The sequence below is a fragment of the Candidatus Delongbacteria bacterium genome (assembly GCA_020634015.1).
In the GTDB taxonomy this organism is placed as follows: domain Bacteria; phylum CAIWAD01; class CAIWAD01; order CAIWAD01; family CAIWAD01; genus JACKCN01.
Window position 1 is genome coordinate 654,950 of sequence record JACKCN010000001.1, and the last position, 15,126, is coordinate 670,075.

Consider the following 15,126-nt stretch of genomic DNA (forward strand, 5'->3'; position numbering starts at 1 on the left):
GGTATCGGACGCCCGGAGGGACCGGGCGGGCGGTCAATATACACTCTTGGAATCAGGGGGTGGCCCTGGCTCAGATCTGGGTCCAGCTTTCCACTGCGGCGGCCAGAGCATCCCGGTCGGGAATGCCCGCGCGCCCGCCCAGTGCCCCGCAGGCCAGTCCCGCGGCCACCGTGGCCATTTTCAGGGCTGTTCGCCAGTCGCGCCCCTCCAGGATCGCCCAGGCCAGAATCCCATGAAAAACATCTCCGGCGCCTGTGCCGTCCACCACCCGGGAGCCCGGCCAGGCCGGAAACCAAGTGGCCTTTTCTCCTTGCTGGGCCTGCACCAGGCCACCCGCGCCCAGAGTGATCGCCACGGCCGCGGGTCCTTTGGCGCAGAGCGCCTGCACGGCGGCAAAAAGATCCAACTCGGGCAAGGCCGCCATCACCCAGGTTTTCGAGGCCACCAACAGGTCGCATTGGGCAAGCAATTCGGCGACGTCTCCGCGCTCGCTGCCCAGGTCCAGCAGCACGCGCGCGCCCACGGCCTTAGCCTTGCGTGCAGCGGGCAGGCAGACGGGATCCTTGCCATCCAGCAGCAGCAGATCGTCGGATCGCCAGTCCAGGGCGGGCAGGTCCGCTTCGTCCATTGGCTGCAGGTCGCCCCGGTCGAGCACCACGGTCCGTTTGCCACTGCCCTGTTCGATCCAGACGCTGGCCAGCGGACTGCGCGCCCCGGCCACCAGCCGGCAGGCCGAGGTGTCCACGCCCGCGGCCCCGAGGTCGGCCAGAATCGTCTTGCCGGGCGCGTCGTCACCAACCTGGCCCACGAACAGACAGGACTGCCCTTGGCGGGCTGCCGCCACCAGGGCCGTGGGCACGGGTCCGCCCCCGCATTCGACCCGATCGAGAGCCAGATGCTTGCTGTCAAGGGCCGGATATCGGGCCAGCAACATCAGCTGGTCCTGGACGCAATGGCCAATGCCGATGAGTCGCGCCATCCCTGTTCCTCCTCCATGCCCGGTACACCGGACAGGTCAGTCAAAATCCCCCGGGTCCACCAGCTGGAACCAGTGGCCGTCCGGATCGTGGAAAGTGGGACAATCCGGATGCCCATCCTCGCCCGCGAAAACCAGCCCCCGACGTTCCAGCAGCTCGCGCGTGGCGGGCAGATTGTCGGTGTACAGCACCAGAGCCTGACTGCAGGCTCCGTAACTGGGGTGCAGAGCGGGAGTTCCGGGGCGCAGCAGAAACTCCAGTCCGCCCAGGTCCACCCAGTACAGCCCGCCCTCCTGCTCGCTGATCAGCTCGGCACCCAGGATTCCCGTGAAGAATTCGAGGGTGCGCGCGGGATCCGTGCAGAACAGTTCGATGTGTCCGGGATGAAGTGTCATGCTCTGGTTCTCCGATTGCGCTCACTCAGCGGGCGGCCTGACCATGGTCAACGGGCACGACCGTGTGCGGACACCGGGGTCGTGGCCGAGTAGAACCGGCGTACCACGTCCAACAGGTCCTCGCTGCGATCGAAGCAGCGCAGGGGGCTGTCGTAGTACTCCTCCAGCACGCTGCGGTGCGAATACTCCATGAAGCGGTCATCGGCAAAGATGATGCAGCCCCGGTCACTGGGCGTCCGGATCACGCGCCCGGCGGCCTGGATCACTCGGCAGAGCCCGGGCAGGCGGTAGGCCCTGGCATACCCTTCCTCGCCCGTCGAGTCGTAGTACAGTCGGGCCAGCTCACGCTCGAAGGACAACTGGGGCAGTCCGGGACCCACGAGGATCGCGGCTTGCAGCATGTCGCCCGGGTAGTCCACCGCCTCGGCGAAAATGCCACCCATGACCGTCAGCAGCAAGCGCGGACGTCCTTCGGACAGGCGCTGGATGAAAGCCTGGCGCAGGCGCGGGTCCATTTCACCCTCGTGCACCAGCTGTGGGATTCCGGCAGGCAGGGCGGCCGAGAGGCTGCGCAGGTACTGGAACGATGGCAGAAAGACCGCGCAATTCCCGTTGACATGCTCGAAGACCTGCTGCACCAGATCGCGCAGACCGTCCAGCCCCTGCTCCCGGTCGCGGTAGCGCGTGCTGAGTCCGGCGTGCACCAACAGTTCCCGATGCGTCACGGGGAAAGGCGACGGGGCCTCCAGGCGCAGACAACGTGCGTCGCCCAGCAGTCCCAGTTCGCCCAGATGGTAGTCCCAGGGCTTGAGCGTGGCCGAGAACAGCACGGCGTTGCGCACGGCACCCAGGCACTCGCGCAGGTGGTCGCCGGCCCAGGAACAGTTGACTTCCAGCCCCGGATCGTCGGGGTCCAGCCGCAGCAGCTGGTGCATGGCCGGTGTATCACGGCGCACAAGTTCCAGGAAACGGCTCAGGTCAAAGTAGAACGAGACCAGCGGGTCGCGTGGCTCGATCAGTCCGTGCACCACCCGCAGCAGCAGGTAGCTGACGATCGCGCCCTCGTACTCGGAGTGGGCCGCCTGGATGCGCCCCACATCGATCACGGCGGCCATCGCATCCTCGTGGCGAAATCCCTCGGTGGCCATCGATTCCGAATCGTTCAGCAAGGCCAGCAGGGCCTCGAGTGCCGAACGCATGCGGGTGTGGCAGCCCTTGAGCGGCCCCCCGGAAAACAGATCGCCCGTATCACGGCTGTCCAGTACCAGCAGCAGCTGCCTGAGCTGGCTGGTGCGCAGCTCCATGCTGAAGTAACCGCGTGCGCGCGCCGGCAGATTGTGGGCCTCGTCCACCAGCAGGCTCAGCTTGCTCGGGTCGCCTTCCACGAACAGTCGCCGGATGCGGACCTGCGGGTCGAAGACATAGTTGAAGTCGCCGATCACCAGATCCCGGGTTTCGGTCAGCGCCAGAGCCAGCTCATGAGGACAGACCCTGTGCTGGCGGCCGGCGCGGTCCAGTTCGGCGGCCGCCACCACGGGCGTGTCTTCCAGGGACTTGAGTGCCGCGGGCAGGCGTTCGTCCATGCCGCGCAGAAAGGGGCAGTGATCCTCGTGGCAGAAGTAGACATCGTGGGGGCACAGGCTTTCGCGGCTGCTCATCGCCACACAACCCAACCGGGCTCCCTGTTCAAGCTGGGCCCGAAAGGCCGCCAGCGCCGCCTCGCGCCCGGTATTCTTGGCGGTACAATAGAACACGCGCCCCTCGCGCGCCAGAGCCTGGCGCAGAGCCGGAAAGAGCACGCTCACGGATTTGCCCAGACCGGTGGGGGCGTTCAGCACGGTCAGGCGGTCATCGGCCAGTCCCGCCTCGATCCGGTCGATCAGGTCCTGCTGACCGGGCCGCAACTCGCGAAAGGGAAATCGCAAGGCGGCCGCCTGGGCACGGCGGTCGCCACAGAGCAGGGCCAGTGCCTCCTGGCGCTTGAGATACAGGGCCAGCTCGGCTTCGATCCAGGCCAGAATCTCGCCGGCACTGCTTTCCAGCCGGATCACCCGTTCGCTCTCGTCCAGCAGATTCACCAGGCGCAGGCGGGCGTAGAACTTCTCGCCCTCACCGGCCATCCAGGAGTACAGCAGGGCCTGCATGCCGTGGCCGGGAAAGTCCTCGGCCCGATAGCGCCGGAACACACCGGGCTCGGCCAGCACGGTCTTGATTTCCTCGGCCAGTCCCATGGGATGCAGCATGTCGGCCCGTCCGCGCAGCAGCAGCTCGCGCTCGGCCAGCCGTCCGCGCCAGCTCAGCTCGACCTCGCAGCGCAGCCCCTCGTGCTCGCCCAGCAGACGGCGCTGCACCTGTTGGTGCAACTGCAGGCCCCGGGCCGCGCGGCCGGGAACCCAGACCCCGCCCTCGTTGCGCGTGGTCCGTCCGCTCAACCGCCCGCTGCACAGGTCGCCGACGGAGAGGGAAAGCAGGCCCGCCGTCTCACGCATCAGGTCTTCTGCTTCTGCTTCTTGGCGGCCGGGAAGAGGATGTTGTTCAGAATCAGGCGATAGCCGGGGGAGTTGCGATGCAGCGTGAGCTGGGTTTCGGGATCGCCCACCCGGTGGCGATAATCCTCCGGGTCGTGGCCGCCGTAGAAGGTGAAACTGCCCTTGCCGGCCACTCCGTGCAGATAGCGCACTTCGTTGCCGCCTTCGATCTCGCCCATCACGATCACGTTGTCCTTGACCCGGTCCTTGCGGAAGGCCGTGGTCTGACCCATGAAGCCGTGGATCACGGCGGTGTGGTTCTGGGTCAGCATGGTGGGCACGGGATCCCACTTGGCCGAGAATTCGAAGAGGCTGAACCAGTCCTGCTCCTCAGGAATGCTGCGCCCGTTCTGGGGCGAGGCATCGATGTCGGAGTACTCGTAGATCATCGGGTTGGTATCCACGATGAAGTCCTTGAATGCCAGGCACTGGCTGTAGTCCAGGCGCGCCTGGGCGTCGGCCGCGGGGGGATCCCCGTCGAAGACGCTGGCGCAGATATCCGTGTTCATCGCGGCCAGGGCGATATCATAGGAGTCGGTCGCGCTGCACATCGCGAAGAGAAAACCACCCGCCTCGATGAAATCACGAATGGTGAGCGACACCGCCAGCCGCATCCGTGATACCTTCTTGAAACCCAGTTCAGCGGCCAGGGCTTCCGTGGTGCGCTGCTGTTCGATGTACCAGGGCGCGGTGGCGTAGCTGCCGTAGAACTTTCCGTATTGACCGGTGAAGTCCTCGTGATGCAGGTGCAGCCAGTCGTAGTCCTTGAGGTCGCCGCGCAGGACTTCTCGATCATAGACCGTGTCGTATTCGATTTCGGCGTACTTCAGTGCCATGGTCACCGCATCGTCCCAGGGCTGGCTTTCCGGCGGAGTGTAGATCGCCACCTTGGGCGCCTTCTCCAGCAGGATCCGCTCCATGTTGCTGCTTTCGATCTGGGCATAGATCGTGGCCGTTTCCGCTCCGCCGATCTCGCTGTAGGTGACACCGCGCACGCGCAGTTCGCGCAACAGGCCCTCGAATCCATCACAGAGGAACGCGCCACCACGGTAGTTCAGCAACCATTCGACATTCACGCCCTGGCTCAGGGTCCAATAGGCCACACCGTAGGCTTTCAGGTGGTCACGCTGCGAGCTGTCCATGGGGATCAGAACCTTGGACTGCACGGAGGTGCCCAGCAGCAGGCAGATCAGCAGCAGCAGGCGACGCAGCAGTCGATCCGGGATCACGGAGTGTCCTTTCCGTTTCGAGCCGACGATTCCTGACCCGTGCGGGGACTCTGGCCCACATGCGCGAGTGCGGACGGTGACATGCGGCCAACGATCGCCGGAGCTTCGTGCACCAGCTCGTCATTTTCCAGGGCGGCAACCATGAAGAGGGCGAAATCCACCCGGCGTGTCCGATTGCTCCTGAGGATCGGGTCGCCCACGTGGTGACTCCAGACGGGCAACCCCTGGCTTTCCCCCTCTTCCAGATCGCTGCCACGCACGACCGTCCAGCGTGTCTGGCTGGCGAAGATCCGTCGGCAGGCCTCGACCTGGTCATTCAGGTCCACCAGGCGCAGCAGGCGCGCCATCCAGCCGAAGAACGCCACCAATCCCTTGAAGATCGGTGAATACACATCCTGACCATCCCGTGTGATGTGCCACCCACAGGAAAAGACCAGCCGAGCGCCGGGTTCGGCGTGTTCCAGCACCGCCCGGGCGGTCCCGGTGGAGTAGCCATGCACTCCCCAGGGCACCAGCACCACCAGCACTCCATCACACGCGCGCACCGCCCGCTGGATCACGCCGGCATCATCGGTGGCACCGGCAACGATCGTGATCTGGTCCTTCCAGGGGGCCAGTTTTTCCACACTCTGGGGTCGGCACACTCCAACGACCTCATGGCCACGATCGAGTGCATGCTGGATCATGTAGCGACCCAGTTTGCCCGATGCGCCCACAATGCAGACCTTCATCCAGCAACCCTTTCCGTGCCCGTCTTCATGGTACCGAGTTGGCGGATCTCGCGCCGGACCTGATCCTGCAGAATGCTCTCCGGCCAGTCTTCCAGCAGGGATTCCAGAATGCGCTGCCGCTCGGCAACCGGGGCGCCCGCGCGACAGAGCACTTCGTACTCCATCCAGGTCAGTCGGTCCAGCCGGATCGACTCCCCGTGTGCCAGCCGGTAACGGGCTTGTTCGGCACGTGCCGCCTCCACCGGGAGGAAACGGCTGGCCAGAGTGCAGGCCTGCCAGTCAAGCCATTCGCGTACCCCGCTGGATCCGCGGGGTTCCGGAGTCTTCAGGGTTTCCACGGCCTGCGCCACGTGCGTGAGCCATGCCTGCCGATCGGCGAGGGCTGCGCTCCGCACCAGCAACGAGTCGCTGCCGGCAAAGGCCAGCAGGTCCATCAGGTCAATCGCGTCGTTGAAGATCGGGTGCTGGCTTTCCTTCTGCAGAAATACGGTCAGGCCTTCGCGCGCCTGACTGAGCCGCCCGGACCACCAGGCAAGCTGGATCTGCAGAAACTCCAGCTCCACCAGAATGTCGGGCTGGTTGCGCGCGGCTTCCAGTCCCCGCACGCGCAGGGACTCGGCATCCGTGAACCGGCCTGTGCTTCCCAGCAGACGAATCTGGTACAGAATGGCGCGCAGTTCCCGGGGTCTGGTACTCAGCACCCGGTCCAGCCGTGCAATGGCCTCCTCCGCCCGATCCAGCCGCTGATGCAGCAGTCGGGCCGCAAGCAGTTGGGCTTCCAGAGCCTGGGGTCCCGGTTCCAGCGCCAGCGTGTCGTATTCGGCCAGCGCCTCCAGCGGGCGTTCGAGTCCTTCCAGGGCCAATCCACGATCCATGCGCAGTCCCGGGTCCGTGCGTGCGGTACCTTGACGTGTCTGGATTTCGTCCAGCAGCGACAAGCCCATGGCGAAGCTTCCGTCCCCGACCGCCGCGTGCGCCAGAGTCTGCAACAGCCCCTCATCCCCCTTGGGATCCAGTTTGCCAGCGAGCTGGTGCGCCTGCTGGTAGGCTTTCTGCTGGATGCAGACTTCAAAGACCTGGCGCGCCAGCTCTTCACGCCCGCGCGCCTGTTCCTTGAGGGCGCGTGTCACCATCAGAGCCACCAGGTCGGAGTCCGGGCCGGCTTTCTCTGCCAGACGCAACAGGCGATGTCCAACCGTGTTGCGCGCATTGGAATCGTACTCGGTGACCAGACTGTATTCGTCAAAGGCCTGTGCCCAGTGTTCCTGCTGCTCGAAGGCCTGTGCCATTTCCATGGCCCAGAGCCCGGGTTTCGAGCGGGCCTTGCGCTGGCGCTCCACATAGTCACCGGCTCGCTCGAACAGACGCTGATCCTGGAAACCGCGGAACACGATGCTGGCTTCCATTTCATCACGGGCGTTGCGCTCCATGGTCTTCCAGATGGCATCCGCTCTGTCGCTCTCGCCCATGCGATTCAGAGCACCCGCAATCCGGGAGGCCGTATTGAGACTCTGGAACCCGGTGAAATCCGCGGGCCAGCCGGGAATGGTCGCTTCCAGCAGTGCGATGCTCCGGTTGGCCTCGTCGTCCAGGCGCAATTGCACCTGCAGGTCCAGCAGGATCTGAAGATTGCTGGGTTGAGGATCCTGGGCAACCACCTGCCGCATCAGGTCAAGCGCGGATTGGTATTCGCCCATGCTCTGAAGCTGCATGGCCTGCTGGCGCAGCCGATCCCGGGCCGGACCCGCCACAATGGTCTGTGCCAGGGCAGTCCCGGCGCAAAGAGCCAACAGGATCAACACCAGGGCGGAATTGCGTTTGCCAGGGGACACGTGTGTAACTCCAGGTGATGGGGCTGCGCGGGGGCGAAACCCGGGCAAGGTCCTGTGGATCGGGTTCGGCATTCCCGCTGGGTCGGCCTCACCTGCCGGATCCGCCCGTGCAGGCACTCAATGAGGCGTAGGCTCCGCATACACGCAAGCGGCTTCCGGAAGCCGTACTCGGACATCCCTGTCAGACGGTGTTCCAGCCGCTTTCGATCCTGGCCCCCGCATGACCGGAATTGAACAAACTTCAAGAAAAGAGTTGGGGTTCCTTAGCCCACAAAGTGTTATTATTGCTGACCTTATTGGCATGGACGATTGTGGTACATGGTTTGCTGGTTACAAGGCCAATCCAGGAACAGGGATGAAGCCAAACGAGCTACACGAATATCAGACGGTCGCCGACGCATTGATCCGGTTGAACCGCGCAGCGAGCACTTTGTTGAAACATGGTGCGAACCCCGAAGCGATCAAGATGATCCTCACGGGAACTGCTCAGTTGTTTTCGGAACTGGAAGATCGCATGTCGCGCAGCCTGTCCCCAGAGGACCAGAAATCGGTCCAACTTCACTTTCCCACGGACAGTGAAGCGGGGTTCCACATCGGCGATTCCGGCGCGGAAAGCGAAGCCTGAATCCAGCCGCGCTGCGGCACTGCGCCTTCCTTGCTGACCACGCGCCCTTCCTTTCCCACCAGTCCTCCAGATTTCCCCCTGCCCGGAAAGTCCGGCTTCTGACATGTCAGCCATTGTGGCCATTGCGATAGGAGTAGCGCATCATCGCGTTGCAGCGCGCAATGGCCTGTCCCCCGAATTCTCCCCGGATCCGGTCGATGGCACGATCCACCGCACGCTCCCGCTCGGGAGCCACCTCGGACAGCAGATCGCCCTGGACCCACTGGCTGCGGCTCGCCTGGACCAGGCCGCTCACCGAGACCCCGATCAGTCGCAGGGACTCACCCTCATGCCAGTTGTTCTGCAATAGGTGCATCGCCCGATCGAAGATCACCCGATCCCGGTCGGTGGCCGCGGGCAATGCCGTCTGTCGGCTGCTGGTGACGAACCCCGAGCTGCGCAGGCGCAGGGTCACGACCTTGCCCAGCCATCCGCCCGCGCGCATGCGCCCGCCCACCTTCTCGCAGAGATGCAGCAGTTCGGAACTGATCGCAGGCAGGCTGTGCTGGTCGCGCCCGAAGGTGCGCTCCTGTCCCACGGACTTCTCTTCACGCCGGTAACCGAAGGGCTTGACCACCCGGCTGCCCACTCCCAGCGAGAGCTGCTTGAGATTGTGTCCCATGTGGGGACCGAAGCGGCGCACCAGCACCTCCTCGGGATAGGCGGCCAGCTCGCCCAGGGTGTGGATGCCAAGGCGATTGAGTGACGCCGTGGCCGCCTCGCCAATGCCGTGCATCTTCTGCACGGGCATGGGCGCGAGCACGGCAGGAGCCGCTTCGGAACTGAGCACATAGATGCCCGCCGGCTTGCGCATCTTGGAGGCCATCTTGGCCAGCAGGCGGTTGGAACCGATGCCGATCGAGCAACTCAGCCCCAGCTCGTCCCGCACGCTTTTCTGGATGGCCAGGGCGATGTCCACCGAGCGCCCCTGGACACGATGGCAGCGGCTCACATTCAGGAAGGCCTCGTCGATGCTCACCGGTTCCAGCTCGGGACTGAAGCGGCGCAGCAGGTCCATCACCTCCAGCGAGGCCGAACCGTATTTGCCGTGTGACCCGGACAGGAAAATGCCGTCGGGGCAGAGGCGCCAGGCTTCGGCCAGCGGCATGCCCGAGCGTACTCCAAAGGCACGGGCTTCGTAGGAACAGGTGGTGACGACTCCACGCGGACTCACACGCGCCTCGCCGGGGGCCAGACGGTCGACCACTCCTCCGATGATCAGGGCCTTGCCCCGCAATGCGGGATTGTCACGTTGTTCCACGGCCGCGAAGAATGCGTCCATGTCAATGTGGAGGATCGAGGGCTCTTCCTCCGGGTCCGGCTCCGGCAGGGCCGGGGCCGTGGCGTCCTGACCCGAGGGCAGGGTTTCGCCCTGCAGGTCACGAAAGCGCTCGTAGAGTTTCTCCGTCCAGCCATCGGGTGCGAAGGCCATGGCCGCCGTCCTTCCTCCTGGCCCGCTCAGCCCACCAGGCAGACGCGGGAGAGTTCCCAGCCCAGGGTATCCAGCGAGAAACAGAGTTCGTAGACATCGTCGCCTTCGGCGCACACGGAATAGTGCAGGCGGCGCTGGGTGCCCAGGTCGCTGACCCAGCCCCCGTTGACCTGGGACACGCGGTAGACGGAATTCTTCCAGCGAAAGCGCAGGGGACGCTGGCGTCCGTTCTGGAACAGGCTGATCACCTCGATGGGGTCGCCGATCTGTTCGTATCTCATCTTGCCTTCCATGCGCCCCCGCAAGCGGGGGCGGTCTCAATAACTGCGCATCAGCCCGATGACCTTGCCCGCGATCCGGAACTCGGGGGAACGGCGATCCACCAGGATCGGCTCGTAGCGCTCGTTGGCCGGTTGCAGGCGCACGCGCTCCCCTTCCGGGAAATAGAACTTGACCGTGGCCTCCTCGTCGAGGATGGCCACCACCATGTCGCCCGTCATGGCGCTCTCCTGGGAACGGGCGATGACCAGGTCCCCGTCGAGAATGCCCGCCCCGATCATGCTGTCGCCGCGCACGTGCAGGGCAAAACTGTCGCGGTGATCGATCAGCTCGGAGTCGACCTGGACATAGCGCTCGAGGTTGCCCGTGGCCAGAATCGGTTCGCCGGCGGCCACGCGCCCCAGCAGGGGAATGGCATGGCTGTCCGAGCCTTCGGTGAGCGCCATGGCCTCCATGGTCAGTTCCAGGCTGCGCGCCTTGTTGGCCCGGCGCTGCAGGTAACCCTTGCTCTCCAGGGCGTCCAGCAGGGCCTTGACCCCGTTGGTGGAGCGGATGTCGAAATGCTCGCCCAGTTCGCGGTAGCTGGGAGGCGCGCCCCGGCTCTCGAGCTGCTCGCGCAGGTAGCGCAGCACATCCTCCTGGCGGCTGGTGAGATTGCGGTTGAAACTGCTCATCCGGGTCCTCCTGGCAGGTGGCGTCCGCGTCCCGGTTGAAGCTGAAATCCCGGGGGCGTCATTTTTTGTTCAGTATTTTATGAACACTTGTTCAGTGCTGCAAGGAAAAAGTCGCGCCCGGATGGCCGCCGCTTCCCGCGGGCATCCGCGGGAAGCGGCGGAGGGAAGTTTTTCCTCGCGCCCAGCGCCGGCAATGGCGATTTTTCCACCCCACAGCAACACAGGAGAGACATGCCATGAACGCCCTGGACAAGGCTCTGGCCACCCAACTGGCCAACATCGAGACCCGCAGCGGCAGGACGCTGTCCCAGCTTCACCAACTGATCCAGCGCAGCGGGCTGGAAAAACACGGCCAGATCCGCGACATGCTGAAAGGCGAGCTGGGGCTGGGCCATGGCGACGCCAATACTCTGGCCCACATGGCGCTCAACAGCCCGGAACGGCTGGTGTCGGTCTCCGCGGCCAGCGCCCCTTCTGTGGAACAGGACCTGGAGGCGGTGCTGGACGGACTGTATTCGGGCCCGAAATCCGCCCTGCGCCCGTTGCACGAGGCGCTGATGCGGCAGATCAATCAATTCGGACCCTTTGAGATCGCGCCCAAAAAGACCTACATAAGTCTCCGTCGGGCCAAGCAGTTCGCCATGGTCGGCCCGGCCACCAGGACCCAGGTGGAAGTGGGACTGAATTGCCGGACGCTCTCCGGCGGGGAACGGCTGAAGGTCCAGAAGCCGGGCGGCATGTGTTCGCACACGGTGCGACTGAGCGGCCCGGAGGACGTGGATGGGGAGCTGCTGGGCTGGATTCGCCAGGCCTTCGACACGGCCGGTTGATCCCGCGGCGGACGGTGGGTGGTGCAGGAACCGATGTTCCAGAAAGGAAGACCGGAATGAAAAAGGGGTGGATCATCCTGTTGGGTGTGGTCGCGTTCATCGTGATCGTGGTCATGATGCTGATGTCCAGCTACAACGGATTCGTCGCCAAGGACGAGGCCGTGACCAGCCAGTGGGGCAATGTGGAGACCGTGTACCAGCGCCGTGCGGACCTGATTCCCAACCTGGTGGAGACGGTCAAGGGCTATGCGGCCCACGAGCAGGAAACCCTGCAGGGCGTGGTCGAGGCGCGCGCCAAGGCCACCCAGATGCAGGCCCAGCTCACGCCCGAAACCCTCAATGATCCGGCGATGATGCAGAAGTTCCAGGCCGCCCAGGGGCAGCTCAGTTCCGCACTCGGTCGCCTGATGGTGATCGTGGAACAATACCCGGACCTGAAGGCCAACCAGAACTTCCTGGACCTGCAGGCCCAGCTCGAAGGCACCGAGAACCGCATCGCGGTGGAACGCCGACGCTACAATGAAATGGCCCAGGCCTACAACACGGCCATCCGGCGCTTCCCGGGTGCCATGATCGCCAGCCTGACCGGCTTCGAGAAGCATGCGTACTTCGAAGCGGCCGAAGGCTCGGAACAGGCCCCCGCGGTGAAGTTCTGAACGGAACGGGGGTCTTCGTGCGCACGATTCATGCACGCTGCCTGATGCTCCTGGGCCTGCTGCTGATGCTGGCAGGCCCGGGTCCGGCCGCGCTCCCCCGGGTGCCGGCCAAGCACTTTTCCGACCAGGTGGGCCTGGTCAGCCGGGCCCAGGCCGATCTGCTGGCCAATGAGCTCTACGAGTTCGAACAGCGCACGAAGATCCAGTTCGTGATCGCCATTCTGCCCGAACTGGAGGGCGAGCTCGAGGACTTCGCCTCGAGCGTCTACGAGCACTGGGGCCTGGGCACCAAGGGCGACTACCGCGGGGTGCTCTTCCTGGTCTTCCCCGCCCAGGGCAAGTCCCGGCTGGAAGTGGGCTATGGTCTCGAGGAGGCCCTGCCCGACGTGATCGCCAACCGCATCCTCCAGGAAATGCAGGAGCTGCCCCGTGATCCGGCCATCGGCCGTTTCGCCCTGGTGATGCAGCGGGTGGCCCAGCGTGTGGCCCCCGACGATCCGCTGGCCCAGGGCCTGACCCAGGCGCCGCGTACGACATCCCGCAAGGGCAAGTCTTCCGGACTGCTGGGGCTGCTGATTCCCCTGATCATTCTCTACCTGATCTTCGGACGCAACCGCCGGGATGCGGGTCTGTTCGTGCTGGGCATGCTGATGAACTCGGGTGGCCGGGGCGGAGGCTTCGGTGGCGGAGGAGGATTCGGCGGCGGCGGGGGTGGCTTCTCTGGAGGCGGAGGTTTCTCGGGTGGCGGTGGTGCAAGCGGAGGGTGGTGAGCATGGGCCGACGTCTGACAGCGAGCGGCTTCCTCAGTCAGGAGGAGCAGGACCGGATCAAGGCCGCCATCGCGGCCACTGAAGCCGCCTGCAGCGCCGAAGTGCGGCTCTGTCTGGAAACCGCCCTGCCCAAGGAAACCCAGGACCCCGAACTGCGGGCACGGCAGGTTTTCGAGCAACTGGGCATGCACGCCACCGAGGCACACAACGGGGTGCTGTTCTATCTGGCGGTCAAATCCCGACGCTTTGCCGTGCTCGGTGACGAAGACCTGCACCGCCGCGTGGGCGAGGGGTTCTGGCAGGACGTGATCGCCGGCATGACCGGGCATTTCCGCGAGGACCGTTTTGGCGACGGCCTTTGCGCGGGCATTGCCCAGGTGGGAGAGCGGCTGGCCGAGTATTATCCCTACATGCCCGATGACCGCAACGAACTGAGCGACGAGATCGACTTCAAGGACTGAGCGCCGCTCCCCGGATCACATCCGGCCCGCGTAGGGCACCACCGGCACGGCCAGCGAATCCGCGGCACTCTCGAAGAGCGCGACGTTGCCCTCATTCTGAAAGAAGAAGATCCGGTTGGCGTGTTCGCGCCGTGGCGAGTCGGCACTGGGCTGGAAGCGTTCTTTCGTGACCGGATCGGTCAGCATGCCGGTATACTGCCAGGGAGCCACGAGGAACTTCTCGCGGTTCTCGTCGCTGGACAGGTAATAGGTTTCATAGTTCACGAAGACGCGGTGATCGACGTCCAGCAGGGCCTGCTTTTCCGGATCGACCACACACTCCACCGAGATGCCCAGATTGTTCAGCCAGATTTCGGGACCTTGCACGAAGGTCACTCCACAGGGCCTTCAGCAGAATCCCACCGGATGGTCGTTGACGTATGACGCGCCCATCTTGCGGTTCAGACGCACCTGGCGCACGGCGCAGCGGTCGTTGAGCGTGATCTTGCCGTCGGCGAAATAGCGCATGACCGAAAGGCTGTCCTCCGGGTGAAGCAGTTCACCCAGTGGCATCACGGGCATTGGCGCCATGTCGGCCATGGCGGACTCTTCGGAGCTTGGCTCCGCCCGGGGAGCGGGCGCCTCCGCCGCCCGGCACAGGGTTGCCAGCACGAGCAGGCCCAGACCGACGTTCCATGATCGACTCATTCATCACTCCTTGCCGTGATTCCGCTGTATTGTGTTGGGTCGCTGCGCATCGTTGGGAGAGATCGCGCCCAGATAGTGTGATCCTGACCGCGGATGCACAAGGAAATTCCGGATTGCCTGAAATTCTTTCGTGAGGATTCGCTGGCCAACCCGTCCATTCACGCGCGACGCTCAGGACTGAGGATGATCATGACTGCAACCAACCCCTTCGTGGCATTGACTGTCAGCGGTGTCGTCGCATCTCTCCCGAGCCTGCTGGTCCGGTGGCGGCCGGGCGAACCGGAACTCAACCGCTTGCGGGATCGGCCGCCCCACGACCGCGCATGGGCTCCGGAGTCCGGCTCATGAGCACGCTGAGTCTGGCACTGGCACTGGACTTTGCCGGCGTGGCGGTCTTTGCGGCCAGCGGGGCGCTCTCGGCGGGACGCCAGCGGCTGGACCTGCTTGGCGTCCTGGTGATTTCCGTGGTCACCAGCCTCGGGGGCGGCACCCTGCGTGACCTGCTGCTCGACCGTCACCCACTGTTCTGGATCACGGATACCCGCTATCTGCTGGTGAGTACCCTGGCCGCTCTGCTGACCCTGCTCTGGGTGCGTCGTTTTCCGGTACCCGAGCGTGCCCTGCTGTTGGCTGACGCTCTGGGTCTGGCCCTGTTCACCATCATGGGTGCGCGCATCGCCGCACGGGCCGGGCTGGGAGTTCCCATCAGCATGATGATGGGGGCGATCACCGGTGCGGCCGGTGGTGTGATCCGCGATGTGCTCTCGAATGATGTACCGCTGATCCTGCGGCGCGACCTCTACGCCACCGCCTCACTGGCGGGCGCGGGTGTGTATCTGGGTCTGCGCGAGGCATTGGCGGATCCGGCCCCCGCGATCTGGGCCGGCCTGGCGACCGTGGTGGCCCTGCGTCTGCTGGCGATTCACCGTGGTTGGCGCCTGCCCGTGTTCTACTGGAACGACCATCGATGACTGCGGAGGA

Annotated in this window: 17 protein-coding genes; 6 read left to right on the plus strand and 11 right to left on the minus strand. The window is 64.8% G+C overall.

Going from position 1 to position 15,126, the window contains the following annotated elements; all coding sequences use genetic code 11:
• Positions 1–70: 70 nt before the first annotated feature.
• From H6678_02695 to H6678_02720, 6 genes are read right to left on the minus strand one after another with little or no spacing between them, the layout of a single operon-like run.
• Entirely contained in the window at positions 71–979 is a 909-nt protein-coding gene (locus tag H6678_02695; protein MCB9472698.1) for a hypothetical protein, read from the minus strand.
• 36 nt (positions 980–1,015) lie between these two features.
• The gene (locus H6678_02700) at positions 1,016–1,372 is read right to left on the minus strand and encodes a VOC family protein (GenBank protein ID MCB9472699.1); all 357 of its coding nucleotides are present in this window, start codon (positions 1,370–1,372) and stop codon (positions 1,016–1,018) included.
• Positions 1,373–1,419: 47 nt separating this feature from the next.
• Positions 1,420–3,861, minus strand: a complete 2,442-nt coding sequence (locus H6678_02705; protein MCB9472700.1) for an ATP-dependent DNA helicase — start codon at positions 3,859–3,861, stop codon at positions 1,420–1,422.
• On the minus strand, positions 3,861–5,114 hold the full coding sequence (locus H6678_02710; GenBank protein ID MCB9472701.1) for an asparagine synthetase B: 1,254 nt from the start codon (positions 5,112–5,114) through the stop codon (positions 3,861–3,863). The genes H6678_02705 and H6678_02710 overlap by 1 nt, the downstream gene beginning before the upstream one ends.
• 11 nt (positions 5,115–5,125) lie before the next feature.
• Entirely contained in the window at positions 5,126–5,860 is a 735-nt protein-coding gene (locus tag H6678_02715) for an NAD(P)H-binding protein (protein MCB9472702.1), read from the minus strand.
• Positions 5,857–7,692 (minus strand): hypothetical protein, encoded by a 1,836-nt coding sequence (locus H6678_02720; GenBank protein ID MCB9472703.1) that lies wholly within the window; start codon positions 7,690–7,692, stop codon positions 5,857–5,859. Before H6678_02720 ends, H6678_02715 begins: the two co-directional genes overlap by 4 nt.
• Positions 7,693–7,912: 220 nt before the next feature.
• Here H6678_02720 and H6678_02725 point away from each other — a divergent pair, with 220 nt between their 5' ends.
• Entirely contained in the window at positions 7,913–8,317 is a 405-nt protein-coding gene (locus H6678_02725; GenBank protein ID MCB9472704.1) for a hypothetical protein, read from the plus strand.
• 106 nt (positions 8,318–8,423) lie between these two features.
• Here the strand turns inward: H6678_02725 and dinB are convergent, their stop codons facing one another.
• Genes dinB through lexA form a run of 3 tightly spaced genes read right to left on the minus strand, consistent with a single transcriptional unit; the run spans position 8,424 to position 10,741 of the window.
• Complete coding sequence (gene dinB / locus H6678_02730) at positions 8,424–9,788, minus strand: DNA polymerase IV (GenBank protein MCB9472705.1); 1,365 nt, start codon at positions 9,786–9,788, stop codon at positions 8,424–8,426.
• Positions 9,789–9,814: 26 nt separating this feature from the next.
• Complete coding sequence (locus H6678_02735) at positions 9,815–10,069, minus strand: hypothetical protein (GenBank protein MCB9472706.1); 255 nt, start codon at positions 10,067–10,069, stop codon at positions 9,815–9,817.
• Between the two features lie 36 nt (positions 10,070–10,105).
• Positions 10,106–10,741 (minus strand): transcriptional repressor LexA, encoded by a 636-nt coding sequence (lexA, locus tag H6678_02740; GenBank protein ID MCB9472707.1) that lies wholly within the window; start codon positions 10,739–10,741, stop codon positions 10,106–10,108.
• Positions 10,742–10,977: 236 nt separating this feature from the next.
• Here lexA and H6678_02745 point away from each other — a divergent pair, with 236 nt between their 5' ends.
• From H6678_02745 to H6678_02760, 4 genes are read left to right on the plus strand one after another with little or no spacing between them, the layout of a single operon-like run.
• Positions 10,978–11,571: a DUF4287 domain-containing protein gene (locus H6678_02745; protein MCB9472708.1), complete on the plus strand. Its 594-nt coding sequence runs from the start codon at positions 10,978–10,980 to the stop codon at positions 11,569–11,571.
• A gap of 56 nt (positions 11,572–11,627) precedes the next feature.
• Positions 11,628–12,227 (plus strand): LemA family protein, encoded by a 600-nt coding sequence (locus tag H6678_02750; GenBank protein ID MCB9472709.1) that lies wholly within the window; start codon positions 11,628–11,630, stop codon positions 12,225–12,227.
• Positions 12,228–12,244: 17 nt separating this feature from the next.
• Positions 12,245–12,997, plus strand: a complete 753-nt coding sequence (locus H6678_02755; GenBank protein MCB9472710.1) for a TPM domain-containing protein — start codon at positions 12,245–12,247, stop codon at positions 12,995–12,997.
• Positions 12,998–12,999: 2 nt separating this feature from the next.
• Positions 13,000–13,458 (plus strand): TPM domain-containing protein, encoded by a 459-nt coding sequence (locus tag H6678_02760; GenBank protein ID MCB9472711.1) that lies wholly within the window; start codon positions 13,000–13,002, stop codon positions 13,456–13,458.
• Between the two features lie 15 nt (positions 13,459–13,473).
• On the opposite strand, the gene H6678_02765 is transcribed toward H6678_02760, so the two are convergent.
• Positions 13,474–13,824, minus strand: coding sequence for a hypothetical protein (locus H6678_02765; protein ID MCB9472712.1), 351 nt, complete (start codon positions 13,822–13,824; stop codon positions 13,474–13,476).
• Between the two features lie 21 nt (positions 13,825–13,845).
• On the minus strand, positions 13,846–14,145 hold the full coding sequence (locus tag H6678_02770; GenBank protein MCB9472713.1) for a hypothetical protein: 300 nt from the start codon (positions 14,143–14,145) through the stop codon (positions 13,846–13,848).
• Positions 14,146–14,489: 344 nt separating this feature from the next.
• Between H6678_02770 and H6678_02775 the strand changes: the two genes are divergently transcribed.
• Complete coding sequence (locus tag H6678_02775; protein MCB9472714.1) at positions 14,490–15,116, plus strand: trimeric intracellular cation channel family protein; 627 nt, start codon at positions 14,490–14,492, stop codon at positions 15,114–15,116.
• Positions 15,117–15,126 lie beyond the last annotated feature (10 nt).

Coding starts and splice junctions, on each gene's coding strand:
- H6678_02760 (MCB9472711.1), top strand. CDS start 13,000: ATGGGCCGACGTCTGACAGCGAGCGGCTTCCTCAGTCAGGAGGAGCAG.
- H6678_02715 (MCB9472702.1), bottom strand. CDS start 5,860: ATGAAGGTCTGCATTGTGGGCGCATCGGGCAAACTGGGTCGCTACATG.
- dinB (MCB9472705.1), bottom strand. CDS start 9,788: ATGGCCTTCGCACCCGATGGCTGGACGGAGAAACTCTACGAGCGCTTT.
- lexA (MCB9472707.1), bottom strand. CDS start 10,741: ATGAGCAGTTTCAACCGCAATCTCACCAGCCGCCAGGAGGATGTGCTG.
- H6678_02725 (MCB9472704.1), top strand. CDS start 7,913: ATGACCGGAATTGAACAAACTTCAAGAAAAGAGTTGGGGTTCCTTAGC.
- H6678_02700 (MCB9472699.1), bottom strand. CDS start 1,372: ATGACACTTCATCCCGGACACATCGAACTGTTCTGCACGGATCCCGCG.
- H6678_02695 (MCB9472698.1), bottom strand. CDS start 979: ATGGCGCGACTCATCGGCATTGGCCATTGCGTCCAGGACCAGCTGATG.
- H6678_02735 (MCB9472706.1), bottom strand. CDS start 10,069: ATGAGATACGAACAGATCGGCGACCCCATCGAGGTGATCAGCCTGTTC.
- H6678_02745 (MCB9472708.1), top strand. CDS start 10,978: ATGAACGCCCTGGACAAGGCTCTGGCCACCCAACTGGCCAACATCGAG.
- H6678_02750 (MCB9472709.1), top strand. CDS start 11,628: ATGAAAAAGGGGTGGATCATCCTGTTGGGTGTGGTCGCGTTCATCGTG.
- H6678_02770 (MCB9472713.1), bottom strand. CDS start 14,145: ATGAGTCGATCATGGAACGTCGGTCTGGGCCTGCTCGTGCTGGCAACC.
- H6678_02775 (MCB9472714.1), top strand. CDS start 14,490: ATGAGCACGCTGAGTCTGGCACTGGCACTGGACTTTGCCGGCGTGGCG.
- H6678_02705 (MCB9472700.1), bottom strand. CDS start 3,861: ATGCGTGAGACGGCGGGCCTGCTTTCCCTCTCCGTCGGCGACCTGTGC.